This is a genomic window from Streptomyces sp. NRRL B-3229 (assembly GCF_000719505.1).
GTDB lineage: Bacteria > Actinomycetota > Actinomycetes > Streptomycetales > Streptomycetaceae > Streptomyces > Streptomyces griseorubiginosus.
Map to the genome: position 1 here is coordinate 33,491 of NZ_JOGP01000024.1, position 24,820 is coordinate 58,310.

Sequence of the window (24,820 nt, forward strand, 5' to 3'; positions counted from 1 at the left end):
CCCGGGTCCGGAACAGGTCTGAGGGTTCCCGGGTCCGGAACAGGTCTGACGGTTCCCGGGTCCGGAACAGGTCTGACGGTTCCCAGGTCCCGCACAGGTTCGTAGGGCAACCTCACGGGCCCGTCGTATGTCTAAGGACGTGCGGCGGGCCCGCGGTGTGATGTGCGGGTCCGGTGGGGTGGGTGGGAGGACAGGAACGTTGACAACGCAATACAGCGTGCAGGAAGCGGCGCCGGCGACCGAGGCGGAGGGCTGGGCGGGCAGCCGTCGGGCGCCGCGCAAGCACCGGCTGCTCAGATGGTCCGCGACCACGCTCTCGGTACTGATACTCGCGGCGGCCGGGACCGGCTACGTGTACTACCGGCACCTGAACTCCCAGATCCAGCACGCCGATCTGAACCTCGGGGACAACAAGGTCGCCGGGCCGACGCCGAACGCCGCCGGCCAGACCCCGCTGAACATCCTGGTCATCGGCTCCGACGCGCGGGACAACGAGGAGAACCAGAAGCTCGGCGGCGCCCGGGAGACCTTCGGCTCCACTCCCCTCGCCGATGTGCAGATGCTGCTGCACGTGTCCGCCGACCGCAGCAACATGTCGGTCGTCAGCATGCCGCGCGACACCCTCGTGAAGATCCCCAAGTGCACGGATCCCGACGACGGCAAGGTCTACGCGGCGAGCGAGGGCCGGGTGATGACCAACCAGAGCCTCGGCCACGGCGGGCCCGGCTGCACGGTGGCCACCTGGCAGGAGCTCACCGGCATCCACATCGACCACTTCATGATGGTCGACTTCTCCGGTGTGGTGTCCATGGCCGACGCCATCGGCGGCGTCCCGGTCTGCGTGGACGCCAACATCCTGTCCCGGGACAGCCAGGGCCACGGCTCCGGACTCAAGCTCAAGAAGGGCACCCACCCCGTCAAGGGCGTGCAGGCCCTCCAGTGGCTGCGCACCCGATACGGCTTCGAGGACGGCAGCGACCTCGCCCGCGCCAAGGCCCAGCACATGTACATGAACTCGATGGTCCGGCAGCTGCGTGAGAACGCGACCCTGAGCAGCCCCAACAAGCTGCGCAAGCTCGCCGAGAAGGCCACCGAGGCGATCACCGTCGACCCGGACCTCGGCAGCGTCAAGGAGCTCTACGACCTCAGCAACGAGCTGCGCAAGGTCGAGCCCGCGCGGATCACCATGACGACCATGCCGAACCGGTACGTCGGTGCCCGCGTGGAGCCCACCGAGGACGCCGAGCAGCTGTTCCGGCTGGTGCGCGAGGACATCGCGCTGGACGGCAAGGACGCGAAGAAGGCGACCGCCGAGAAGTCCGAGGAGACCACGGCCGACCCGGCCGCCGCGAAGGACGAGATCGGGATCCTCGTCCAGAACGGCACCCGCACCAGCACCCTGGCCGCGGCGAGCGGACGCGCGAGCACGGTGGCCGGACTGCTGACCGGGAAGGGCTACACCAAGGCGTCCTCCGACCGGTCCGCCTCCCTCAGCGAGGCGCGGACACTGGTGCGCTACCCGAGCGCCGAGCTGGAGGGCGACGCCCGGGCGGTCGCCAAGTCCCTGGGAATCCCGATGACTTCGGTGAAGAAGTCCACCGACGTCTCTGGGGTCACGCTCGTCGTCGGCGCGGACTGGCGCGAGGGGACGACGTACAAGGCACCCAAGCAGGACGACACCACCCCGAAGACGGCGGAAGCCCTCAACGGGGCGGACGAGTCGGCCTGCATGCACGTGAACCCGGGGTTCACCTGGTGAAGTGACTCACACCTCGTTCAGCACGGCGGGCCGTCGGGAGGCGATGACCCGCCGCGCGAGCGACCGCGGGCTCGTCAGGAAGCCGTACCCCCAGCACATGTGCATGGTGGCGAGGGCCACGGGGATCTGGAGCCGCGCCTTCAGCGGCAGCCCCTTGCCCGCGGGCAGCGAGCCGAGGACGATCGCCGCGAGGTAGCCGCCCGGGATCACGAAACCGAGCGGGGTCAGCGCGGCACCGACCACGATCCCGGCCGCGATCGCGCACACCGCGGTCGGCGGGGCGAGGTAGCGCAGGTTGATGGAGCCCTCGTGGTAGCGGGCGACGACGTGCCGCCAGCGGCCGTAGTCCTTGTACTGCTTGGCGAGCGCCTTCACCGACGGCCTCGGGCGGTACGACACCCTGAGCTCGGGCGAGAACCAGATCAGCCCGCCCGCCTCGCGGATCCGGAAGTTGAGCTCCCAGTCCTGCGCACGGATGAACTCCTCGTTGTAGCCGCCCTGTTGCTCCAGCGCCTCGCGCCGGAACACCCCGAGGTACACGGTCTCGGCGGCCTGTGCCGCGCCGCCCGTGTGGAAGGCCGCGTTGCCGACGCCGATCTTCGAGGTCATCGCGGCGGCGACCGCGCGCTCCCAGTCGTTCTCGCCCTCGGCGTGCATGATGCCGCCGACGTTCTGCGCGCCGGTCTCCTCCAGGAGCCGCACCGCGGTAGCGATGTAGTTCGGCGAGAGCATGCCGTGCCCGTCGACGCGGACCACGATCGGGTGCCGGGAGGCCTTGATCGCGGCATTGAGGGCGGCCGGCGTGCGGCCGGTCGGGTTCGGGACGGTGTGCACGCGCGGGTCGTCCGCCACGAGCTGGGCCGCGATCTCGTCCGTGCGGTCCGTGGACGGACCCAGGGCGATCACGACCTCCATCTCGCCGGCGTACTCCTGCGCCAGGATCGCTTGGACGGCTCCGCGCAGATGCCGCTCCTCGTTGAGGACGGGCATGATCACAGAAACGGCGGGGAGTCGCACGTCGGGCTTGGCGTTCATAGGGGGCTCACGTTACCGCGAACGGGGGACACCGATGCGCCCCGCCCGGGGCGGTGCCCCTCGTCGCAGATCGTATCGGCCTACGGTGCTCACGATCCCTCGTTCGGCTGCCCTCGCGGAGGTGTTCCCGCATGCCCACCACGCCGCCCCGCCCCTCCGCCGCCCGCCCTCGTCCCCCGCAGCGCCGCCCAGCGCGACCCCCGGTACGCCGCAAGCGGCCGCGCTGGGCCCTGCGGGCGGCGACCACGCTCTCCGTCGTCGTGCTCGCCTCCGCCGGGATCGGGCACGCGGTGATGACCAGTCTCGACGCGGACATCGCACGCGTGGACCCCTTCAAGGACATGAAGAACCGGCCGCGCGCCGGACACGGCATGAACGTGCTCCTGGTCGGCACCGACGGCCGCGACAAGATCACCGAGGAGGAGCGGCAGAAATACAGGCTGGGCGGCGCGCCCTGCCACTGCACCGACACGATCATGATCGTGCACATCTCGGAGGACCGGGAGCGGGCCAGCGTGGTGAGCCTGCCGCGCGACTCGTACGCGATGACGCCCGCGCACGTCGACGCCACCACCGGGGAACGCCACCAGGGGCACCCCATCAAGATCAACGCGGCGTACGCGGAGGGCGGACCGCAACTCACGGTCCGGACCGTGGAGTCCATGACCCACGTGAAGATCGACCACTACCTGGAGGTCGACTTCACCAGCTTCATGAAGACGGTGGACGTCCTCGGCGGCGTCGAGATCTGCAACGCCGACCCGCTGAAGGACGCGTACACCGGCCTCGACCTGGCGGCCGGCCGGCACCGGCTGATGGGCGGCGAGGCACTCCAGTACGTCCGCTCCCGGCACGCCGACGGCTCCTCCGACCTCGGCCGGATGAAACGCCAGCAACGCTTCCTCGCGGCGCTGATCGACCGGGCGACGTCCTCCGGGATCCTGCTGAACCCGATGAGGTTCCGTGACGTGACCCGGGCCGTCCTCGGCTCCGTGCGCGCCGACAAGGGCTTCGGCACGGACGAACTGCTCGACCTGGGCCGGGCGATGCGGAACTTCTCCCCCTCCTCGTCGGAGTTCACGACCGTGCCGATCGGTCAGATGGGATACCTCGTCAAGGGCGTCGGCTCGACCCTGAAGTGGGACCCCGCGAAGTCGGCGCAGCTCTTCAAGGCCCTGCGCGAGGACCAGCCGCTCGCCGCGCACAAGCCGCGCAGCAAGGCGCTGCTGGTCCCCGTCTCCCCGCAGCAGATCCGCGTCCAGGTCGAGAACGGGACGGCGAGGACGGGACTCGGCCAGCGCGTCGACGCGGCGCTGGCGGCCACGGGTTTCCGCACGACGGGCACCCCGACGAACTCGGCCACCCCCGCCACCAAGCGCACCCTCATCACCTACGACCCCCGCTGGGACCGCTCGGCCCGCTCCCTGGCCGCGGCCCTGCCCGGCAGCGAACTGCGCGCGGTGCCCGGACAGGGGGCCGTACTGAAGGTGGTCGCGGGGACGGACTTCGAGCACGTCCGGAAGGTACGGGCCGAGGACGAGTTGCAGGGGGAGTTCGGCGTGGTCACGGGGGACGAGGTGGGGTGTGTTTAGGGGAGACGGTGGCCCGGGGCGTCCGTAGCGGAAAGCGGGTGGCCCAGGGTGCCGCGAGGGTGGTCCGGCGGCGCAGGATGGGCTCGCGCCCGCCGACCTCCGTATCGCCGACCACGACCCCGACTGGCCCCGCCGGGCCGCCGCCGCTATCGACGCCCTGCGCGGGGCGGCTCCCGGGCTGTTCGCGGAGATCGAGCACCTCGGGTCCACGGCCGTTCCGGGGCGGCCGCCAAGCCCGTCCTCGACCTGATGGCCGCCGTCCGTGACCTAATGGCTGCCGCCGGGGCCCGTGTGTGTGAGGGGGGCCTGGGTCGTGCTCAGTCGTCGAAGCCCTCCGCCGCCCGCTTCTCCCGTAGTTCCTTGATCGCCCGGCGCCTCGCGAGGCGGTGCGTGCGGCGGATCTGGGCCTCCTGGTAGCGGCGCTCGTCGCGCTCCGTCTCCGGGAGGACCGGAGGGACCCGGCGGGGCCTGCCGTCGGCGTCCACGGCCGCGAAGACCAGGTAGGCCGAGCCGACCTGGGTGGCCGGGGTCGACTCGTTCCAGCGCTCGGCGAGGACCCGTACCCCGACCTCCATCGAGGTCCGGCCGGTCCAGTTGACCTGGGCCTTCACATGGACGAGGTCGCCGACCCGGACCGGCTCCAGGAACGCCATCTCGTCCATGGAGGCGGTGACCGCGGGTCCGCCGCTGTGCCGGCCCGCCACCGCGCCCGCCGCGTCGTCCACCAGTTTCATGATCACGCCGCCGTGCACCGTACCGAGGAGGTTGGTGTCGGCCTGGGTCATGATGTGGCTCAGCGTGGTGCGGGACGCCGAGGTGGGCTTGCCCGGGATCTCCGGAGGCTCCGGAGTCTCCGGTCCGGCGGCGGCGGTGGCCTGGTCTGTCATGGCCCCACCCTATGCCGTGATGACAATTCGGGAATTTGTGTCAGCTTGGCAACAGCGGTGACCTGATTTTCCGACGGCCCTTGTATAGGGCCCGGCGGGTACCGGCACACTGGGGCCCATGAACGATTGGCCCGAGGGATGGTCCGGCGACAACCGCGGAGACCGGTACGGACGCGGCAGCGCGAGCGCACAGCCCGAGAGCGCCCGCGTGATGCGCCAGGTGCGCCGCGGCCAGGCGCCGCCGTACAACGCCGGCGTGCCCCCGCAGCAGGGGTACGTCAACGGCCAGGGCCACGGTGACTACGACGGGTACGACAGCGGCTACAACACCGGCCAGGTGTACGGCGGCGCCGGCCACGGCGGTCCCGGCGACCCGGTGGGCGGCCGGGGTCCGCGTCCCGCGCCGAACTGGCGCAAGCGGATCAAGTGGACCGCGATCGTGGTGATCACCGGGCTGGTCGTGACGACCGTCGGCACCTACTTCTGGGCCGACTCCAAGCTCAACCGCGAGGTCGACCTGTCCAAGGTCATCGACCGGCCGGAACAGGGCGACGGCACCAACTACCTGATCGTCGGCTCCGACAGCCGCGCCGGGCTCTCCTCCGAGCAGAAGAAGCAGCTGCACACCGGCTCCGCCGAGGGCAAGCGCACCGACTCGATGATGATCCTGCACACCGGCAGCAGCGGCGACACGCTGATCTCGCTGCCGCGTGACTCGGACGTGGAGATCCCGACCTTCGTGGGCTCCGAGTCCGGCAAGACGTACAAGGGCACCGGCCGGCACGTGAAGCTGAACGCCGCGTACGCCGAGGACGGCCCCGAACTGCTGGTGCGCACGGTGGAGTTCAACACCGGGCTGCGCATCGACCACTACGTCGAGATCGGCTTCGCCGGCTTCGCGAGCATCGTGGACGCGGTCGGCGGTGTCGAGATCGACATCGACAAGGGGTTCAAGGACAAGTACTCCGGCGCCGACTTCAAGTCGGGCAAGCAGACGCTGAACGGCGACCAGGCGCTCGCCTTCGTCCGCACCCGGCACGCGTTCGCCGCGTCCGACCTGCAACGCACCAAGAACCAGCAGAAGTTCCTCGCGGCCCTCGCCCACCAGGTGGCGACCCCCGGCACGGTCCTGAACCCGTTCAAGCTCTACCCGACGCTCGGCGCGGGCCTGGACTCGCTCATCGTCGACAAGGACATGGGCCTGTACGACCTGGGCTCGATGTTCTTCGCGATGAAGGGCGTCAACGGCGGCGACGGCACCTCGCTGAACATGCCGATCTCCGGGTCCACCGGCGGCAACCTCGTCTGGGACAAGGCAAAGGTGAAGCAGCTGGTCCAGGAGCTGAACAACGACGAGAAGGTCACGGTCACGGGCAACTGACCGCGACGGACACCGCGAAGGGCCGGTCCGGCGGACCGGCCCTTCGCCCTGTCCGGCCTACGCCCCGTCTGCCCTTCGCCCTGCCTGCCCTTCGCCCTGTCCGGCCTACGCCCTGTCTGCCCTTCGCCCCGTCCGCCCTACGCCCGCCGGGCCGAGCCCAGCAGCGCGGTGTGCGGCAGCACCAACCGTCCCTCCCCGTCGGCGACTTCGGCCGCGAGACGGTCGTACTCACGCCTGATCCGCACGACGGTCCCGGGGCTCTGCGAGGTGACGACCAGCCCGATGGTGCCGATCCCCGCGGCGGCCCCGCTCCACCACTCCTCGGCGGTGGGGCGGTGCTCCCACGCCACCTCCGCGCACCGCGCGTCGACGAGACCGGCCTCCGCGAGCAGCGCCGCGAACCCCTCCGTCGTACGGCCGAAGTCCTCGTCCGGGGCGAGGCGGGGCAGGTGGTCCGGCGGTACCGCCCCCGCGGCCTCGCAGGCCCGCCCGAGCAGCTCCATGCCGCTCTGGCGGCCGCCGGCCCAGATGGTCAGGGCCGCGCTGCCACCCGGCCGCAACACTCTCCGCAGCTCGGCCAGCGCGGTGCGGGGGCGGCCGACGTGGTTGAGGACGAAGTTCCCGACGACGGCGTCGAACTCGGCATCCGGGTAAGGAAGTTCGGGCAGTACGCCGATCCGTGCGTCGACTCCGGCGGTCCGGGCCGCCGCGACCATCCCGGCATCGGCGTCCACCGCGCTCACCCGTGCCCCGCGCGCCACCGCGGCCAGCGCCGCCGTACCGGTGCCGGTGCCGACGTCCAGCACACGCGTCCCCTCCACGACCCCGGCCGCGTCCAGCAGCGCGGGAACCGGGTGCGCGCACAGCCGCGCGAAGCTGCCCGCGTAGGCCTTCGTCCGCCCCGACCACATCGTCCGCTCGGCCGTGTCGAAGGCCTCTGTCGCACTCGTCATGGCGCCAGCCTGCCGCAGACGGGGTCGGAGGCACCCGGCAGGGGGCGCCTCCGACCCTGGGCGGCCTGCGTCACATCGCCATGCCCGCCATCGCCCGACAGGTCTCCACGCAGCGGCGACACGCCTGCGCGCACCGCATCAGCTGGGGATCGTCCGGCATGGACATACACGCCTCGGCGCACGTCTCGCACGCCTTGGCGCACATCGCGCACATCTCCGCCGACATGGACGAGCGGCGCATCATCATGTCCGCGCACATGCGGGTCATGTCGGCGCAGTCCATGAGCGCACGCATGATCTGCATCTGCGCCTGGCCGCCCCTCTGCATGCAGGCGCTCATCGTCTCCTCGCAGACGCTGTGGCACTCCATGCACGCCGCCACGCAGTCCTGCATCTCCTTGCTCATCGCGGACATGCTCTCGGCCTGGGTCATGGCTCCTCCTGGGGGCGCGGGAGCCCGGGGCGGGCCCCGTGTCCTTCCGTCCTACGCCCCTGCCACGCCGGGCGCCATCGGGCGGACGTCATCAATCCGCCCCGAAATGCCCCACCCCACGACATGACAAAAGCCCCCGGAACACCTCCGGGGGCTCAGTCGTCGCCGCAACGGGCGTGCGGTTACGGCAGGTTGCGGGCCATGACGATCCGCTGGACCTGGTTGGTGCCCTCATAGATCTGTGTGATCTTGGCGTCGCGCATCATCCGCTCCACCGGGTAGTCCCGCGTGTACCCGTACCCGCCGAGCAGCTGGACCGCGTCCGTGGTGACCTCCATGGCCACGTCGGAGGCGAAGCACTTCGCCGCCGCGCCCTGGAAGGTGAGGTTCTTGTCGCCGCGCTCCGAGGCGGCCGCGGCCTGGTAGGTCAGGGCGCGGGCGGCCTCGATCTTCATGGCCATGTCGGCGAGCATGAACTGGATGCCCTGGAAGTCGGCGATGGCCTTGCCGAACTGCTTGCGCTCCTGGACGTAGCCCTTGGCGTAGTCGAGGGCGCCCTGGGCGACGCCGAGGGCCTGGGCGGCGATGGTGATGCGGGTGTGGTCCAGGGTCTTCATCGCGGTGGCGAAGCCGGTGCCCTCCTCGCCGATCATGCGGTCGGCGGGGATGCGGACGTTGTCCAGGTAGACCTCGCGGGTGGGCGAGCCCTTGATGCCGAGCTTCTTCTCCGGGGCGCCGAAGGAGACGCCCTCGTCGGACTTCTCGACGACGAAGGCCGAGATGCCCTTGGAGCGCTTGGTGGGGTCGGTGACGGCCATCACCGTGTAGTACTCGGACTCGCCGGCGTTGGTGATCCAGCGCTTGACGCCGTTGAGGATCCAGTGGTCGCCGTCGCGGACGGCCTTGGTCTTCATGCCGGCCGCGTCGGAGCCGGCGTCGGGCTCGGAGAGGGCGTAGGAGAACATCGCCTCGCCCTTGGCGAGCGGGGCCATGTACTTCTTCTTGAGCTCCTCCGAGCCGGAGAGGATCACCGGGAGCGAGCCCAGCTTGTTCACCGCGGGGATCAGGGAGGAGCTGACGCAGACGCGGGCGACCTCCTCGATCACGATGACGGTGGCCAGCGCGTCGGCGCCGGCGCCGCCGTACTCCTCGGGGACGTGCACGGCGTGCAGGTCGTTGGCGACCAGTGCTTCCAGGGCCTCGCGAGGGAAGCGGGCCTCCTCGTCGACCGCTGCGGCGTAGGGCGCGATCTTCGCCTCCGCCAGCGAGCGGATGGCGTCCCGGAGCATGTCGTGCTCCTCGGACGGGCGGTACAGGTCGAAGTCAGCCGATCCGGCCAAGGTCTCTCACGCTCCAAGGACGCTGCAATGCCTGTGCTAATTACCGTTAAGTAACTCAAATTTTAGGGGCCCGCCCACGGGAGTGATACGTGAGCTTGGCGACAGGGTGGACGGGCAGGGGGAAAAATGCCCGGCACAGGGCCCGACTATGCTCGGGCACCGCACGACCGCAGCCCTCCCTGGAGACCCCATGAGCCTCAAGATCACCGTGATCGGCACCGGCTACCTCGGCGCCACGCACGCCGCGGCCATGGCCGAACTCGGGTTCGAGGTGTTGGGGCTGGACGTGGTGCCCGAGAAGATCGAGATGCTCCAGCGGGGCGAGGTCCCGATGTTCGAGCCCGGTCTCGAGGATCTGCTGCGCAGGCATGTCGCCGGGATCGAGGGCTCCACGGGCCGGCTCCGCTTCACCATGTCGTGGGAGGAGGCAGGCGCCTTCGGTGATGTGCACTTCGTCTGTGTGAACACGCCTCAGCGGCACGGCGAGTACGCCTGTGACATGTCGTACGTCGACTCCGCGATCGCCTCCCTCGCCCCGCACCTGACCCGCCCGGCCCTCGTGGTCGGCAAGTCGACGGTCCCGGTGGGGTCCGCCGACCGGCTGGCCCGCTATCTGGCCGACCACTCCCCCGCGGGCGCGGACGCCGAGCTGGCCTGGAACCCGGAGTTCCTGCGCGAGGGCTTCGCGGTGAACGACACGCTGCACCCGGACCGGATCGTGGTCGGGGTGCGCAGCGAGCGCGCGGAGAAGCTGCTGCGCGAGGTGTACGCCACACCGCTGGCCGAGAACACGCCGTTCGTGGTGACGGACTTCCCGACCGCCGAGCTGGTGAAGACGTCGGCGAACTCCTTCCTGGCGACGAAGATCTCCTTCATCAACGCGATGGCGGAGGTCTGCGAGGCCGCCGACGGCGATGTCGCCAAGCTGGCCGAGGCGATCGGGTACGACGACCGGATCGGCAGCAAGTTCCTGCGGGCCGGGATCGGCTTCGGCGGCGGCTGTCTGCCCAAGGACATCCGTGCCTTCATGGCCCGCGCGGGCGAGCTCGGGGCCGACCAGGCGCTGACCTTCCTGCGCGAGATCGACTCGATCAACATGCGCCAGCGCGGGCAGATGGTGGAGCTGGCCCGGCAGATACTGGGCGGCGGGCCGTTCCTCGGCAAGCGGGTCGCGGTGCTCGGCGCCACCTTCAAGCCCGACTCGGACGACGTGCGCGACTCCCCCGCCCTGAACGTGGCCGGGCAGATCCACCTCCAGGGCGGCCAGGTCACGGTCTACGACCCGAAGGGCATGGCGAACGCCCGCCGCCTCTTCCCGACCCTCGGCTACGCCGACACGGCCGTGGACGCGGTCCGGGGCGCCGACGTGGTGCTCCACCTCACGGAGTGGCGCGAGTTCCGCGAACTGGACCCGGCGGCCCTGGGGGAGGTCGCGGCATCGAAGACCGTCCTGGACGGCCGCAACGCCCTGGACCCGGCACTGTGGCGCAAGGCGGGCTGGACTTACCGGGCCATGGGGCGGCCCACCGCCTGAGCGGGGGCCTGGGCCGCACGGCCCCGGCCCCAGCTCTGGAGCTCTGGAGCTCTGGAGCTCTGGAGCTCTGGAGCTCTGGAGCTCTGGCCCAGGCTCCGGCAGGCTTCCTTACAGGTCTCAGCGGCTCTCGGCGCGATGGTCGGATGCCGTCGCGCCGGGAAGGCCGTCGGCACCGCAACGCCCCTCGGTGCGATGCCGTGAATCAACGGCCCAGGCTGCGCCGGGAATTGGGCCGCGCGCGGTCCGGGCGGGGGCCTGGAGACCTTGCGGCGGGGTTCCGGTAGCTCATGGCCGACCGGCTCCCGGTGGGTCCCCACCCGGCCGTCCATGCCCTCGACACACCCGCCCTGACCTGGTGTTTTCCTGGAATTCGCCTAGGCTGACGAGGCCTGTCGGACGGCATCGCGGGAGAACCCATGGGCGAGAAAGCCATCGAGTACGACGCCAGTTGGATCGAGGTCCTGGAGGGGCGGCACGCGATCCGTAAACGGCCGGGGATGTATGTCGGCTCGACCGGCGAACGGGGCCTGCGGCAGACGGTGTTCGACGTGGCCGACCGGGCGGTGAACGAGGTCCTCACCGGTTCGGCCACCCGCCTCGGCATCACCTTCCTGTCCGACGGCAGGGTGCGGGTCGACGACGACGGACCAGGCGTCCCCGTCGAGGCGGCCGGCCACACCGGCGGTCCCGGTCTGGAGACCCTGCTGACGCGCCCCTTCACCGGGCCGGACACCAGCGGGCGGCACGACCTGACGTCCGGGCTCGTCGGCGTCGGCCCCTGCGTCACCAACGCCCTGTCGAGTCGTCTGACGGCCGAGGTGCGGCGGGACGGGACGCGTTGGGTCCAGGAGTACGCCCACGGGGCCGCGCTCGCCCCGCCCGTCGCCGTGGGCCCGGCGAGCGGCAGCGGGACCACGCTCACCTTCCGGCCCGACGCCGGCATCTTCGAGACGACGGAGTTCGTCTTCGGCGTCTTCGTGGAGCGCTTCAGGGAACTTGCCTTCCTGTACCGGGATCTGGACGTGTCGCTGACCGACGAACGCCCTCCGGGGGAGCCGCGCTCAGTGCGGTTCCGATTCCCGGACGGGGTACGGGAGTTCGTCGCCTTCCTGGACGCGGAGGCGTGGACGGCCGGGACCGCCGGGCCGGCCGGGGCTGCCGTCCATCCGGACGTCATCGCCTTCGAGCGGGACACTCCAGAGGCGACGGTGGACGTGGCCCTGCGCTGGTCCGACTCCCGCGAGGAGCGGGTCCGGGGCTTCGCCAACGGTGTGCCCACCCTTGAGGGGAGCACCCATCTGCTGGGCTTCCGGGACGGGTTGGCCGCCGCGGTGGGCGCGTACGCGCGTGAGCGGCGGTTGCTGACGGCGGCCGACCCCGATCCGTGCGCGCACCGGATCGGCCAGGGCCTGACGGCGGTCGTGTCTGTCAAGCTGGACCGGCCCGAGTTCCTCGGTGCCACGCGCGGCTCGCTGGGCAATCCGGCAGCGCGTTCGTGCGTCGCGGAAACCGTGCGGGATCATCTCGGCGCCTGGTTCGCGGCACAGCCGGAGCAGGCCTGGGCCGTCGTCAGTCGGTTCCTCTGAGGCGCTCGCCGGGTCCCGCGCGACGGCATATGCCGTCGTCCCCGGAATCATCAACACGAGTTCGATTTGCATTCGAGTACGGTGGGGATTTGACCGTTCTCACAGGCCATACCCCCGTAAAGGAGAGGTAGGCAACGGTCGGTTAACCGACGCGTAGTCAAGCGGAATCCGCTCTCCACTCCACTGTTCGTCACCCGCCGGATTCTTCCGGTGGATTGACCTGAGCATGTCAGGAGTGGAGTCATGCCCTTGTTCCGCAGGGCGGTCTGGCCTCGTGATCATCGCGACGAACTGGTCGCCGGGGCACTCGTCGGCGCGGTGGTGATCGTGCTGGGGTACGCGTCGGGCATCGGCGCCCCCGGAGCGGCCGAAGCCGTGGTACCCCCGGCCGTTGCGCCCGCGACCACCGCGCCGACGACCGCGCCCACCTCCCCCGAGGCGGGGCAGGCCCCGGGCGGATCCGGTGGAATGCCGGCCTACGGCGGGGGTTACGCGGACGTCGGGTACGGCGGCGGAGACGGAGGCGTCGTGACCGGTACCGGCCCTGGCGATCATGCGGGCGGCCACACCGGAGGGCACGAGAACTCGCCCCCCGCGTCCGGCCCGACGCCCACCACCCCTGCCCCTGCGCCCACCCCCACGCCCACGCCCGCACCCACCCCGACGGGCACCTGCGAGGACGGCCAGGTCACCGTCGTACAGCCGCTGCTCGTCGGCCTCACCGAGCCCGTGCTCGGTCTCCTGGGCGGAGCCGGCACTTCAGCCTCGCCCTCAGCCTCCCCGTCACCCACGCCCTCCCCCTGCGTCGGCCTCCCGCCCGTCTCCAGTCTCCTCGGCGGCGTCCTCGCCCCCTCCCCGCTGCCGGAGGAGACCCCGTGAGGCGCCTGCTCCTCCTCGCCGCCCTGCTCCTGTGCGCCCTGCTCGGCACGGCCCAACCCGCCTCCGCACACACCGAGTTGGTGAGTTCCTCCCCCAAGGACGGAGCCACGCCCGCGAAGGCCCCCGACCACCTCACCCTCACCTTCGACGAGGCCGTCGACGTCGCCGACGTCAGGGTGCTGACCGTGGACGGGGACCGACTGCCGGTGTCCCGGACGGCGCACCGGAACGTCGTGCGGGTCGCGCTCGGCAGCCCCGCGGACGGGAGCTTCGCGCTCGTGTGGTCGGTCGTGGACGAGGAGGACGGACACGCCTCCTCCGGCCGGATCGCCTTCTCCGTCGCCGCGCAGGCCGCCCCGGGCGGCAGCGCGGAGTCGTCCGCTCCCGCCCCCTCCCCCTCGGTGCGCAAGGGCCTCGTGGCCGCCCGCTGGGCCGGCTACCTCGCGCTGGCCCTGTTCGTCGGCGGGCTCGCCTTCGTCGCGCTGCTGTGGCCGGGCGGGGCGTACGAGCCGCGGGCCCGGGCGCTGCTGGGGTTCGCCTGGACGGTCGGCCTGCTGGCGACGGTCGCCGCGGTCGGGCTCCAGGGCGCGTACGCCTCCCTCGGCGGCCTGCGCGACGCGTTCCACCCGGCGGCCTACGCCGACGTCCTCAGCACCCGGCCCGGCATCGTGCTCGCCGCGCGCGGGCTGATGTGGGTGCTCGCGGCGGTGGTGCTCGCCGCGCTGCTCCAGGGTGCCGCCCGCTCTCCGGGCTGGCGGGTGGGCGCGCTCGCGGTGACGTTCGGACTTCTGCGCACCACCGGCATGACGGGCCACAACTCCGAGGGCAACGAGCCCACTTGGGGTGCCGTCGCCGACTTCCTGCACCTGCTCGGGGCCGCCCTGTGGATCGGCGGGCTCGCCATGCTCGCGCTGGCGGTGCTGCCGCGCAGGCGCCCCGGGGAGCTGGCCGAGGTGGTGCCCGGCTACGCGCGGCTCGCGGCGCTGAGCGTCGCCGGCATCGTGGGCGCCGGGCTGGTGCTCGCGTGGCAGGTGGTGGGGTCGTACGACGCCCTGCTGCACACGTCGTACGGGCATCTGCTGCTCGTCAAGACGGCCGTCCTCGGGGGCGTCCTGGTGGCCGCGTACGCGAGCCGCCAGTGGGTGCGCACCCGTCTCGATCTCGCCGTGCTGCTGCGCGGTGACGCCGCCACCGTGCGGTCCTTCGGTTACTCGGTCGCGGCGGAGACGGGGCTGGTCCTCGTCGTGCTCGCCGTGACGAGTCTGCTGGTCACGGCCGACCCCGGCCGCTGAACTCCCCCAAAGTCAGAAGGAGTTGTAGTGAAGAGAAGTGACGACACCGGTGAGCGCAGGCCGCCCGCCGGGAAGACCGGGAACCGGTCCCTGCTGTTCGCCGGACTCGGCGCGACCCTCGCCGCCGTACTCAGTCTCGGGCTGCTGAGCGCGGCCACGGGTTCCACCACGGCCTCGCAGCAGGCGGCGGGCGCGGCTCAGGCGCCCGCGGCCGCGGCGGCCGACATGAAGGCCGCCGCCACTCCCGACCACCAGGTCGACATCACGGGGTACAAGTTCGGCGACGGCAAGCAGCTGGTCGTGGAGGTCGGGCAGACCGTCCGGTGGACCAACCACGACAGCGCGCCGCACACGGTGACCACGACCAAGGCCCCGGTGGCCTTCGACTCGGGGACGCTGAAGCAGGGCCAGTCGTGGTCGTACACCTTCACCAAGGTGGGGACGTACGAGTACTACTGCGCGGTGCACCCGGACATGGTGTCCTCCGTGAAGGTCGTGGCGGCCTCCGGCGGTGGCGGTACGACGCCCACGCCGACCCCGACGCCCACGACCGCCCCCACGGGCACGCCCACGGCCACACCGACGGCCTCCCCCACGCCGACCCACACCGGCATGCCGACGGCGACCCCGACGGCCACCCCGACCGCCACGCCGACCGATGGCACCGGTGGCGGCTCCGGCGAGCAGTGCGCCAGCATCCGCAACGAGCTCCTGCCGGTCCTCCAGCACCTCTACGCGGCCCACCTGGAGGAGTCGCCCGGGCAGCAGGTGCAGGACGCGCTCGCGCTCGACTCGTATCTCAAGAGGCACACCGTGTGGATCGAGTCCATTCTCAAGCCCGCCGTCGCCGACGGGGGTTCGGTGGCCGACGACACTCTCACCGTGCTGCTCCAGCACATCTACTCGGCACACCTGGAGGAGTCGCTCGGGCAGCAGGTCACGGACCTGCTCGACGTCGACAGCTACGTGAAGATGCACACCGTCTGGGCCGGGCACATGCTCACGCCCACCACGGACTTCCTCACCGCGAGCTGCTGACGCATGGGTGAGCGCCGCTCCGGCCGAGGCTCAGTCGGCCGGAGCGGCGCTCGCGCCCATTCTCCACACCCCCACCACATTTCGGGAACCGCTTTCCAAGGAGTTCGGGGATGACAACCGTCACTCTGCCCACTGTTCCACCACCGCGCCGCCTTTCCGTGCCCCCCGACCGCTCGCTCGCCGAACTCACCGCCTGGTACGGCCCGTTGCCCGTACGGCGGCGGCGGGTGCCGCTCGCCGCGGCGACCCTGGACCTGCCCGTGGAGGCCGGACAGCCCGCTTTCCGCCTTGAGTTCGACGACCGCGAGCTGCGGGCGGTCCTCACCTCCGAGCGGGTCGAGGACCTGCCCGGCGACCGCCTCCAGCTCACCGCCGACCTCGACATCGACGGCACGGCCTTCCCCGTCCTCCTGCGGCTGCGGGTGGTCGACCGCTCCGAGGACCGGCTGCTCGTCGTGGGCACGGCCCGGCTGCCGTACCGGCTGCTGCGCCGGGCCACCGGGTTCCGGCTGCCGTGGCGACTTCCGGCCACGCGGCTCAGGCTGCTCGTCGCGGCGGAGTTCGCGTGAGGGCGCTGCTGCGGGCCGCGGCCGCGCTCGCCCTCCTCACGGTCTGGCTGCTCCCGTCGGGCCGGGCGTCGGCCGCGTCCTACTCCGTCGCCATGAAGGGCTATGCCTTCTCGCCCGCCTCCCTGAGCGTCCCCGCGGGCTCCACGGTCACGTGGACCAACTACGACACCGCCCCGCACGACGTGAAGACCACCTCCGGCCCGCTCTCGATCCACTCGCCCATGCTCGACAAGGGCGAGAGCTGGAGTTTCACGTTCGCCACGGCCGGTTCCTACGGCTATGTGTGCACCGTCCATCCGGACATGACGGCCGGGATCACGGTCCGGGCGGCGGCTCCGGCTCCGGCTCCGGCTCCGGCGACGAGGTCGGCGGCGCCGGCCGAGCACGCACACACCGCTGAGCCGCGGACCACCTCACGTCCGGCCCACTCGGCACCAGCCCGCTCGGCACCGGCGATGACGATGCCGTCGCCGACTCCGACCCCCACGGTGTCCGAAGCCGCCGTACCGCAGGCGGCGCAGCCCCCCGCGACCACGACGACGGCCTCGACGGTCCGCCCCCTGGACCCCCTTCTGCTGCTGGCGGGCCTGGTGGCCGGAGTCGCGGTCCTGTGCCTTCTGCTGGTGGGCTCACGGACCTCCCGGGCACGGGAGGAGGAAGCCTGACGGGAGCGCCCGCTCACGCCTTCGCCCGGTACCGCCGCATCTTGGCCCGGGCCCCGCACACCTGCATCGAGCACCACCGCCCCCGCCCCGCCGGACTGCGGTCGTAGTACGCCCAGTGGCAGTCCACGGCCTCGCAGGCCTTCAGCCGGGTCCACGTGCCCGCGACCAGCGACTCGGCGACGGCGGCGGCGACGCGGGAGATCAGGGGCCCGGTGTCGGCGGGGGCGAGGGCGGCCGAGCCGTCGGACGGGGACACCGTCACCAGCAGGGGGGCGGTCGCCAGCAGCTCCCCCAACGGCGTCACGGAGCGGTGCGCCGGATGTCCCGCGTGGGCCAGCAGGGCGACCCGCAGCGACTCCCGCAGCTCGCGGGCCCCGGCCGCCTCGCCCTCGGCGATCCCGAACCGCTCCCGCCCCTCCGCCGTGTCCAGCGCATCCGCCCCCGACTCCAGGTCGAGCGTGTTGACCAGCGACTGGACCAGGGTCAGTCCGCCGGGCGCGGGCGATCGCTCACTCATGGCTGCACGCTACCTACCTCGTGAATCCCCTTGCGACGTTACCTCCTATACGGGAGCATGCGGTAACCGTTACTGGTTACTCACCTCTACAGGTAACAACATTCCAAGGAGGAAGCCATGGCCGTCGCCGAACTCGGAGCCGTCGTACTGGACTGTCCCGACCCCCGCGCGCTCGCCGGTTTCTACGCCGGTGTCCTCGGCGGCACCGTCGAGGGCGAGGGCGACTGGGTGGACCTCAAGGCCCCCGGGGGGCGGACGCTGTCCTTCCAGGCCGCACCCGGATTCGTACCGCCCAGGTGGCCCGCACCCGACGCCTCGCAGCAGTTCCACCTGGACCTGAGCGTCCCGGACCTGGACGCGGCCGAGAAGGAGGTGCTGGCACTCGGGGCCACGCCGCTGGACACCGAGGACCGCTCCCGGAGCTTCCGGGTGTACGCGGACCCGGCTGGGCACCCGTTCTGCCTCTGTGCCTGCTGAGACGACCGCCGACCAGGAGGAACCCTCGTGACCGTCGCCCGCTTCCGTTCCGTCGTGCTCGACTGCCCCGATCCCCGCGCGCTGGCCCACTTCTATGCGGGCATCGTGGGCGGCACCCCGGAGGACGACGACCCCGACTGGGTCGTCCTGCGGGTCCCCGCCGGGCCGCGCCTCGCCTTCCAGAGCGCCCCGGGGTTCACCCCGCCGGAGTGGCCGCGCGCCGACCGCAACTCCCAGCAGTTCCACCTCGACCTCGACGCCGGCAGCACCTGGGAGGAGATCGAGGCGGCCGAGGCCAGGGTGCTGGAGCTGGGCGCGCGGCTGCTGCAAGCGGAGAGCAAGGAGGACTTCCGGGTGTACGCGGACCCGGCGGGACATCCGTTCTGCCTGTGCCGGATCGACCCTGTGTGAGGTCTGCCCGGGCGCTGCGTGAGGCGGCGGCCGGTCAGCCGTCCAGGTCGGCGATCTTCGCCGTGGACGGCTCCCGGCGCTGCTGTGCCGCCCGTGCGGTGAAGTCGGACTCGCGCAGCACCCGCTGGACGTTGCCCCAGGTCAGCAGGGCGAGGTCGGCCTCCGCCCAGCCGCGGCGCAGCAGCTCGGCGACGAGGTGCGGGTAGCAGGAGGCGTCGCCGAGTTCCTGCGGGTGCGCGGTCCCGGCGTCGTAGGTGCCGGACAGGCCCACGCACTCGACGCCGGCGACCTCGCGCACATGGTCGAGGTGGTCGGCGACGTCCCGGACCGTGGGCCCGGTCTGCTCGGCGGTCAGCGGCACCATGCACAGCCCCTTGGCCGCGCCCAGCTCGGTGAGCAGGTCGTCGGGGAGGTTGGCGGGGTGCGGGCGCAGGGCGCGGGCGGCGGAGCGGGTGAACAGCACGGGCGCCTTGGAGACCGCGAGGACCCGCCGGATGGTGTCCCCGGAGGCGCCGGAGAGATCGGCGAGAACCCCGAGCCGGTTCATCTCGCGCAGCACCTCCTCGCCGAACCGGGTCAGCCCCGCCTCGCTCGCCCAGGACACCCCGGACAGGGTGAGGGCGCGCAGGCCGAGGGCGTGCAGGGAGCGCAGGATGCCGAGCGAGTCCCCGAGGGCGGCGGCACCGGCGGGGCCGAGCAGGACGGCGACGCGTCCGCAGTGGTGGGCGTCGGTGGTCTGTCCTGCCGTACAGGCCAGGCGCAGGCCCTCGGGATGGTTCCGTACGACCGTCTTGACCAGGTCGAGCTGCTCCAGCGTGGCCCCCACCGCACGGTCCCCGTCGAGGCCCTCGGGCAGGTGCAGCGACCACAGCAGGGCGCCCACGTGTCCCTCCCTGAGCCGGGGCACGTCCGTGTCCACGGCGCTCTCGCCGAGTTCCAGGTCGAACCAGGGCAGGTGCCGCAGCGCCCAGGGCAGTCCGCTGTAGCCGTCTGCGACGGGGTGCGCGGCGAGGAGGGCGCGGGCGCGTTCCAGGGGCTCGGCGTCCGGGTCGGAGACAGGGGTGTACAGCTCCGGCACGGCCCCGAAGAGCTGGGGCAGCTCTCCCACCTCGGCCGGGGGGTGCAGTTCGTCCTGGAGGTCTGCCATGACGGGCTCCGTACGTCGTGATCTTCCTGATCGCCGTACGGTCACCGTCGCACGGGGTGCGGGGCGCTTCCTGGTGGACGGGGCGTTCGGGGGTACGGCCCGGATCCACGCGGGGGGCCTGGCCGGTCCACCGGCCCCACGGGCCGCCCAAAGGCCTCCGACCTCGCCTTTCACCCCTTGCCCCCTGCCCCCCGACCGCGGCCGTGGGTCAGGTGTTCCTCGTCCCTCCCGGGGCCCGCACGGGATTCAGCGCCGCCCCCGTATACGTGGGCGGGGCGGACGGCTGCACCGACCACCCCGCCCTGGACGCTCAGCCGTCGAGTGCGGTGAGAGTCGCGTTGGACGGACCCCGTGTGGCCCGAAGGTCGCGGGAGACGTCCTCCGCCGCGCCCAGCACCCGGACCGCGTTCTGCCAGGTCAGCTTGGCCAGGTCCGGCCTGGACCAGCCGCGGTCGAGGAGTTCCGCGATGAGGTTCGGATAGCCGGAGACGTCGTCGAGGCCGTCCGGGGTGAAGGCGGTGCCGTCGTAGTCGCCGCCGATGCCGATGTGGTCGACGCCCGCCACCTCGCGCATGTGGTCGAGGTGGTCGGCGACCGTCGCGACCGTGGCGACGGGGCGCGGGGTGCGCTCCTCGAAGGCGCGGTGCACCTTCATCGCCTCCGGGGTGGTGTCGAGGTGGTGGAAGCCGTGCTCGCGCATGTTCTCGTCGGCGGCGGCCGTCCAGTCGACGGCGGCCTGGAGGACGAACTTCGGCACGAAGGTCACCATCGCCATGCCGCCGTTGGCGGGCAGGCGTTCCAGGACGTCGTCGGGAACGTTGCGCGGGTGGTCGCACACGGCTCGCGCCGAGGAGTGCGAGAAGATCACCGGCGCGCTCGTCGCGTCCAGCGCGTCCCGCATGGTCGTCGCCGCCACGTGCGAGAGGTCCACGAGCATGCCCTCGCGGTTCATCTCCCGCACCACCGCACGGCCGAACGCCGACAGGCCCCCGACACCGGGCTCGTCGGTCGCCGAGTCCGCCCAGTCCACGTTGTCGTTGTGGGTGAGGGTCATGTAGCGCACGCCGAGCGCGTACAACGCGCGTAGCGTCGCGAGGGAGTTGGCGATGGAATGGCCGCCCTCGGCGCCCATGAGGGAGGCGATACGGCCTTCCCGGCGGGCCGCCTCCATGTCCGCGGCGGTGAGCGCGGGCCGCAGCGTGTCGGCGTACCGCGCCTGGAGCTGCCGTACGCAGTCGATCTGTTCCAGGGTCGCCGGCACCGCGTCGGGCAGGTCCGAGCGGACGTACACCGACCAGTACTGCGCGCCGACCCCGCCGGCCCGCAGCCGGGCCAGGTCGGTGTGCAGGTGGGCCGACTGGTCGGTGGCGATGTCCCGGGCGTCGAGGTCGTAGCGGACCTGTTCGCGCAGGGCCCAGGGCAGGTCGTTGTGGCCGTCGACGACCGGGAACTCGCTCAGGAGTTCCCGGGCCGCCGCCAGCTCTGCCGCGGCCGTCACTTGCCGAAGCCGAAGCCGTTGGAGCCCTCGACCTTGGCCCTGAGGCGCTTGCCCTTATCGGTGGCCTGGTCGTTGAGCTCCTGCTGGAACTCCCGCATCCGGGCGAGGAGTTCCTCGTCGTGGGCGGCGAGGATCCGGGTCGCGAGCAGACCGGCGTTGCGGGCGCCGGCGACGGAGACGGTCGCGACCGGGACACCGGCCGGCATCTGCACGATCGACAGCAGCGAGTCCATGCCGTCGAGGTACTTCAGCGGCACCGGGACGCCGATCACGGGGAGCGGGGTGACGGAGGCGAGCATGCCCGGCAGGTGGGCGGCGCCTCCGGCACCCGCGATGATCACCTTCAGGCCCCGCTCCGCCGCCTGCTCGCCGTACGCGATCATCTCGCGCGGCATCCGGTGCGCGGAGACCACGTCGACCTCGTACTCGATCTCGAACTCGTCGAGCGCCTGGGCGGCGGCCTCCATGACGGGCCAGTCGGAGTCCGACCCCATGACGATGCCTACAACGGGGCTCATTCGGTGATCGTGCCTCTCAGGTAGCCGGCAGCGTGACGTGCGCGTTCGAGAACGTCGTCCAGGTCGTCGCCGTAGGTGTTGACGTGGCCGACCTTGCGGCCGGGCTTCACGTCCTTGCCGTACATGTGGATCTTCAGCTTGGGGTCGCGGGCCATGCAGTGCAGGTACGCGGAGTACATGTCGGGGAAATCGCCGCCGAGGACGTTGACCATGACGGTCCACGGCGCGCGGGGGCGCGGGTCGCCGAGCGGGAGGTCGAGGACGGCCCGGACGTGGTTGGCGAACTGCGAGGTGATCGCGCCGTCCTGGGTCCAGTGGCCGGAGTTGTGCGGGCGCATCGCGAGCTCGTTGACGAGGATGCGGCCGTCGCGGGTCTGGAACAGCTCGACGGCGAGGTGGCCGACGACGTCCAGTTCCTTGGCGATCGACAGGGCCATCTCCTCGGCCTTCAGCGCGAGGGCCTCGTCCAGGTCGGGCGCGGGGGCGATCACCGTGTCGCAGACGCCGTTGACCTGCTGGGACTCGACGACCGGGTAGGCGACGGCCTGGCCGTGCGGCGACCGTACGACGTTGGCGGCGAGCTCGCGGACGTAGTCGACCTTCTCCTCGGCGAGGACGGGGACGCCGGCCCGGAAGGGGTCGGCCGCCTCCTCGACGGAGTCCACGACCCACACGCCCTTGCCGTCGTAGCCGCCGCGGACGGTCTTGAGGACAACGGGGAAGCCGTCGCCCTCCGCGCCTTCAGGGAGGCCTTCGCGGGCGAACGCGGCCACGTCGGCCGGGTCGCTCACGATCCGGTGCCGGGGGCACGGCACGCCGATCTCGGTGAGCCTCGCGCGCATCACCCCCTTGTCCTGGGCGTGCACGAGCGCGTCGGGGCCGGGGCGTACGGGGATGCCGTCCGCCTCCAGGGCCCTGAGGTGCTCGGTGGGTACGTGTTCGTGATCGAAAGTGATCACGTCGCAGCCCTTCGCGAACTCGCGGAGCGTGTCGAGGTCGCGATAGTCGCCGATGACGACATCGCTCACCACCTGCGCCGCGGAATCCTGAGGGGTGTCACTGAGGAGCTTGAACCTGATGCCGAGCGGGATGCCCGCCTCGTGTGTCATACGAGCGAGCTGCCCCCCGCCGACCATGCCGACTACCGGGAACGTCACGCCCTTAGGGTATCGGTCGCGCCACGGCGGCCGGATTCCGCGCCTCTTCCGGTCCTCTTACCAGCTTGTTTCCCTGTGTGTGAGTTCATCCACAGGAAACCGGCAGGGGGGATGGTTAGCATGGCTGAGTTGACGAAATCACTCGACTGACCGACCCGACTGGGGGACTGTACAACCATGGGACATGGTTCCTCAGGGCTGCGGAGGGTCGTTCGCGAGGCCGCCAAGTTCGGCGCGGTCGGCGGTGCGGGCCTCCTGGTCAACCTCGCCGTCTTCAACCTCGTCCGGCATCTCACCGACCTCCCGGTGGTCCGCGCGAGTGTCATCGCCACGGTGGTGGCCATCGTCTTCAACTACATCGGGTTCCGGTACTTCACCTACCGTGACCGCGACAAGAGCGGCCGCACCAAGGAACTGACCCTGTTCCTGCTGTTCAGCGCGGTCGGCCTGGTCATCGAGAACGGCATCCTGTACGCCGCGACCTACGGCTTCGGCTGGGACAGCCCGCTCCAGAGCAACATCTTCAAGTTCCTCGGCATCGGCATCGCGACACTTTTCCGCTTCTGGTCCTACCGCAGCTGGGTCTTCAAGACCCTGCCGGCCCGGGAGGCCGTGGCCAGCGCGGAGTCCTTCCTGGAGGAAGCGGAGCAGGCGGCGGCGAGGAAGCTCCGACCGCGCCAGCGAGCGCTCTGACGAGAGTTTTCACCGGCGCGGTTACGACGCTTGCAGGGCCGCGGGGCACTCCGGGCTACTTTCAGAGCCGCGGGGACGATGCCTTTCAGGGGCGCGGGGAACTGCGCAGAACGCCCGCCCCCACCGGCCCGCACCCGAAGAACCACCGCCGCTCATCTCACCATCGGCTCGTCGTCATCCACCAACGACGACCTCAGCGGCGTCCGCGACAGGAACAGACCGAACACCGGCGGCTGAGCCTGGAGCATCTCCAGTCGGCCCCCGTCCGCCTCCGCGAGGTCCCGGGCCACCGCAAGGCCGATCCCCGTGGAGTTGCGGCCGCTGATCGTGCGCTCGAAGATCCGCGCCCCGAGGTCCGCGGGGACGCCGGGACCCTCGTCGGTGACCTCGATGACCGCCTGGTTGCCGGTGACCCGCGTGCGCAGCGCCACCGTGCCGCCGCCGTGCATGAGGGAGTTCTCGATCAGCGCGGCCAGGACCTGCGCGACCGCGCCCGGCGTGCCGACTGCCGTGAGGTGCCTTTTGCCCGAGCTGACGATGGCCCGGCCCGCGCTGCGGTAGGCGGGCCGCCACTCCGCGAGCTGCTGCTGGATGACCTCGTCGAGGTCGAAGGTGACGGCGTTGCCGGCGCGCGGGTCACGGGAGTTGGTGAGCAGCCGCTCGACCACGTCCGTCAGCCGCTCGACCTGCGTGAGCGCGACGTTCGCCTCCTCCTTCACCGTGTCCGGGTCGTCGGTGAGGGTGATCTCCTCCAGCCGCATCGACAGCGCGGTGAGCGGCGTACGGAGCTGGTGCGAGGCGTCCGCGGCCAGCCGCCGTTCCGCCGTGAGCATGCGCGCGATGCGCTCCGCGGAGGAGTCCAGGACGTCGGCGACCCGGTCCAGCTCGGGGACGCCGTAGCGCTTGTGCCGGGGGCGCGGGTCGCCGGAGCCGAGGCGTTCGGCGGTCTCGGCGAGGTCGGTGAGCGGCGAGGCGAGCTTGTTGGCCTGGCGGATCGCGAGGAGTACGGCGGCGATCACCGCGAGCAGGGCCACCAGGCCGATGATCAGGAGGGTGCGGCCGACCTCGCGGGTCACCGAGGAGCGCGGCTCCTGCACGGTGACCGTCTCGCCCTCCTCGCCCTCCTGCGTGGAGCTGATGACTTCACCGGAGAGCCTGGTGCCGACCTCGATCGGGTCCCGACCGGGGATCCGGATCACGGCGTACCGTTCCTGCGCGACCTGGTCACGCAGGATCTCCCCGGTCACGTCCTCCGCGGCGAACAGCCGGCTGTCCACGATCCCGGCCAGCCGGATCGCCTCGGAATCCACCCGCTCCTGAGCGCTGTTGCTGATGGTGCGAGTCTCGACGATGACGAGGGACACGCCGAAGACGGCGATCACCACGAGCACCACGGCGAGCGTGGACTGGATCAGTCGACGGCGCATGTCCTCTTACCTGCTAGCCGGATGGCCGGGGT

General features: G+C 71.5%; 25 protein-coding genes. 14 read left to right on the top strand and 11 right to left on the bottom strand.

The window, feature by feature from the left end:
* Nucleotides 1-160 precede the first annotated feature (160 nt).
* Nucleotides 161-1,759, top strand: a complete 1,599-nt coding sequence (locus IF54_RS0131345; protein WP_199821268.1) for an LCP family protein — start codon at nucleotides 161-163, stop codon at nucleotides 1,757-1,759.
* A 6-nt stretch (nucleotides 1,760-1,765) separates the two neighbouring features.
* Here IF54_RS0131345 and IF54_RS0131350 read toward each other — a convergent pair whose 3' ends face one another.
* Nucleotides 1,766-2,794: a glycosyltransferase family 2 protein gene (locus tag IF54_RS0131350; protein WP_030324890.1), complete on the bottom strand. Its 1,029-nt coding sequence runs from the start codon at nucleotides 2,792-2,794 to the stop codon at nucleotides 1,766-1,768.
* Between the two features lie 131 nt (nucleotides 2,795-2,925).
* Between IF54_RS0131350 and IF54_RS0131355 the strand changes: the two genes are divergently transcribed.
* A complete protein-coding gene (locus tag IF54_RS0131355; protein ID WP_030324892.1) occupies nucleotides 2,926-4,386 on the top strand; it encodes an LCP family protein in 1,461 nt (486 codons plus the stop codon).
* 148 nt (nucleotides 4,387-4,534) lie between these two features.
* Nucleotides 4,535-4,636, top strand: coding sequence for a GrpB family protein (locus IF54_RS43670; protein WP_234439111.1), 102 nt, complete (start codon nucleotides 4,535-4,537; stop codon nucleotides 4,634-4,636).
* Between the two features lie 67 nt (nucleotides 4,637-4,703).
* On the opposite strand, the gene IF54_RS0131360 is transcribed toward IF54_RS43670, so the two are convergent.
* On the bottom strand, nucleotides 4,704-5,273 hold the full coding sequence (locus IF54_RS0131360) for an acyl-CoA thioesterase (RefSeq protein WP_030324897.1): 570 nt from the start codon (nucleotides 5,271-5,273) through the stop codon (nucleotides 4,704-4,706).
* 118 nt (nucleotides 5,274-5,391) lie between these two features.
* Here IF54_RS0131360 and IF54_RS0131365 point away from each other — a divergent pair, with 118 nt between their 5' ends.
* Nucleotides 5,392-6,654 carry an LCP family protein gene (locus IF54_RS0131365; RefSeq protein ID WP_030324899.1) on the top strand — a complete coding sequence of 421 codons (1,263 nt, stop codon included), beginning with the start codon at nucleotides 5,392-5,394 and terminating at the stop codon, nucleotides 6,652-6,654.
* A gap of 137 nt (nucleotides 6,655-6,791) precedes the next feature.
* Here the strand turns inward: IF54_RS0131365 and IF54_RS0131370 are convergent, their stop codons facing one another.
* The 3 genes from IF54_RS0131370 to IF54_RS0131380 all read right to left on the bottom strand — a co-directional run bounded on the left by IF54_RS0131370 (nucleotide 6,792) and on the right by IF54_RS0131380 (nucleotide 9,380).
* Complete coding sequence (locus IF54_RS0131370) at nucleotides 6,792-7,607, bottom strand: class I SAM-dependent methyltransferase (RefSeq protein WP_030324900.1); 816 nt, start codon at nucleotides 7,605-7,607, stop codon at nucleotides 6,792-6,794.
* A gap of 70 nt (nucleotides 7,608-7,677) precedes the next feature.
* Nucleotides 7,678-8,040 carry a four-helix bundle copper-binding protein gene (locus IF54_RS0131375; protein ID WP_030324902.1) on the bottom strand — a complete coding sequence of 121 codons (363 nt, stop codon included), beginning with the start codon at nucleotides 8,038-8,040 and terminating at the stop codon, nucleotides 7,678-7,680.
* Nucleotides 8,041-8,222: 182 nt separating this feature from the next.
* Nucleotides 8,223-9,380 (bottom strand): acyl-CoA dehydrogenase, encoded by a 1,158-nt coding sequence (locus IF54_RS0131380; RefSeq protein WP_030324904.1) that lies wholly within the window; start codon nucleotides 9,378-9,380, stop codon nucleotides 8,223-8,225.
* Nucleotides 9,381-9,570: 190 nt separating this feature from the next.
* Between IF54_RS0131380 and IF54_RS0131385 the strand changes: the two genes are divergently transcribed.
* From IF54_RS0131385 to IF54_RS0131415, 7 genes are all read left to right on the top strand, one after another.
* Entirely contained in the window at nucleotides 9,571-10,914 is a 1,344-nt protein-coding gene (locus IF54_RS0131385) for a UDP-glucose dehydrogenase family protein (RefSeq protein WP_030324910.1), read from the top strand.
* 416 nt (nucleotides 10,915-11,330) lie between these two features.
* Nucleotides 11,331-12,500, top strand: a complete 1,170-nt coding sequence (locus IF54_RS0131390) for an ATP-binding protein (protein WP_030324911.1) — start codon at nucleotides 11,331-11,333, stop codon at nucleotides 12,498-12,500.
* Between the two features lie 243 nt (nucleotides 12,501-12,743).
* A complete protein-coding gene (locus tag IF54_RS0131395) occupies nucleotides 12,744-13,379 on the top strand; it encodes a hypothetical protein (RefSeq protein ID WP_030324912.1) in 636 nt (211 codons plus the stop codon).
* The gene (locus tag IF54_RS0131400; RefSeq protein WP_078852174.1) at nucleotides 13,376-14,671 is read left to right on the top strand and encodes a copper resistance CopC/CopD family protein; all 1,296 of its coding nucleotides are present in this window, start codon (nucleotides 13,376-13,378) and stop codon (nucleotides 14,669-14,671) included. Before IF54_RS0131395 ends, IF54_RS0131400 begins: the two co-directional genes overlap by 4 nt.
* 27 nt (nucleotides 14,672-14,698) lie before the next feature.
* On the top strand, nucleotides 14,699-15,709 hold the full coding sequence (locus IF54_RS0131405; protein WP_030324917.1) for a cupredoxin domain-containing protein: 1,011 nt from the start codon (nucleotides 14,699-14,701) through the stop codon (nucleotides 15,707-15,709).
* 110 nt (nucleotides 15,710-15,819) lie between these two features.
* Nucleotides 15,820-16,278, top strand: coding sequence for a hypothetical protein (locus IF54_RS0131410; protein ID WP_030324920.1), 459 nt, complete (start codon nucleotides 15,820-15,822; stop codon nucleotides 16,276-16,278).
* Nucleotides 16,275-16,943: a cupredoxin domain-containing protein gene (locus IF54_RS0131415; RefSeq protein ID WP_037820882.1), complete on the top strand. Its 669-nt coding sequence runs from the start codon at nucleotides 16,275-16,277 to the stop codon at nucleotides 16,941-16,943. The genes IF54_RS0131410 and IF54_RS0131415 overlap by 4 nt, the downstream gene beginning before the upstream one ends.
* Before the next feature lie 13 nt (nucleotides 16,944-16,956).
* On the opposite strand, the gene IF54_RS0131420 is transcribed toward IF54_RS0131415, so the two are convergent.
* On the bottom strand, nucleotides 16,957-17,460 hold the full coding sequence (locus IF54_RS0131420) for a CGNR zinc finger domain-containing protein (RefSeq protein WP_030324924.1): 504 nt from the start codon (nucleotides 17,458-17,460) through the stop codon (nucleotides 16,957-16,959).
* Nucleotides 17,461-17,577: 117 nt separating this feature from the next.
* On the opposite strand from IF54_RS0131420, the gene IF54_RS0131425 reads away from it, so the two are divergent.
* Both IF54_RS0131425 and IF54_RS0131430 read left to right on the top strand, forming a co-directional pair.
* Nucleotides 17,578-17,937, top strand: a complete 360-nt coding sequence (locus IF54_RS0131425) for a VOC family protein (RefSeq protein WP_030324926.1) — start codon at nucleotides 17,578-17,580, stop codon at nucleotides 17,935-17,937.
* A gap of 27 nt (nucleotides 17,938-17,964) precedes the next feature.
* On the top strand, nucleotides 17,965-18,348 hold the full coding sequence (locus IF54_RS0131430; protein WP_030324928.1) for a VOC family protein: 384 nt from the start codon (nucleotides 17,965-17,967) through the stop codon (nucleotides 18,346-18,348).
* Between the two features lie 34 nt (nucleotides 18,349-18,382).
* Here IF54_RS0131430 and IF54_RS0131435 read toward each other — a convergent pair whose 3' ends face one another.
* From IF54_RS0131435 to IF54_RS0131450, 4 genes are all read right to left on the bottom strand, one after another.
* Nucleotides 18,383-19,495: a dipeptidase gene (locus IF54_RS0131435; RefSeq protein WP_030324930.1), complete on the bottom strand. Its 1,113-nt coding sequence runs from the start codon at nucleotides 19,493-19,495 to the stop codon at nucleotides 18,383-18,385.
* A 310-nt stretch (nucleotides 19,496-19,805) separates the two neighbouring features.
* Nucleotides 19,806-20,993 (bottom strand): dipeptidase, encoded by a 1,188-nt coding sequence (locus IF54_RS0131440; RefSeq protein ID WP_030324931.1) that lies wholly within the window; start codon nucleotides 20,991-20,993, stop codon nucleotides 19,806-19,808.
* Nucleotides 20,990-21,487 carry a 5-(carboxyamino)imidazole ribonucleotide mutase gene (gene purE / locus IF54_RS0131445; protein WP_030324933.1) on the bottom strand — a complete coding sequence of 166 codons (498 nt, stop codon included), beginning with the start codon at nucleotides 21,485-21,487 and terminating at the stop codon, nucleotides 20,990-20,992. Before purE ends, IF54_RS0131440 begins: the two co-directional genes overlap by 4 nt.
* Before the next feature lie 20 nt (nucleotides 21,488-21,507).
* The gene (locus tag IF54_RS0131450) at nucleotides 21,508-22,668 is read right to left on the bottom strand and encodes a 5-(carboxyamino)imidazole ribonucleotide synthase (protein ID WP_030324938.1); all 1,161 of its coding nucleotides are present in this window, start codon (nucleotides 22,666-22,668) and stop codon (nucleotides 21,508-21,510) included.
* 177 nt (nucleotides 22,669-22,845) lie between these two features.
* Here IF54_RS0131450 and IF54_RS0131455 point away from each other — a divergent pair, with 177 nt between their 5' ends.
* The gene (locus IF54_RS0131455) at nucleotides 22,846-23,361 is read left to right on the top strand and encodes a GtrA family protein (protein ID WP_030324939.1); all 516 of its coding nucleotides are present in this window, start codon (nucleotides 22,846-22,848) and stop codon (nucleotides 23,359-23,361) included.
* A gap of 152 nt (nucleotides 23,362-23,513) precedes the next feature.
* On the opposite strand, the gene IF54_RS0131460 is transcribed toward IF54_RS0131455, so the two are convergent.
* Entirely contained in the window at nucleotides 23,514-24,788 is a 1,275-nt protein-coding gene (locus tag IF54_RS0131460) for an ATP-binding protein (RefSeq protein WP_030324941.1), read from the bottom strand.
* Nucleotides 24,789-24,820: the final 32 nt, after the last annotated feature.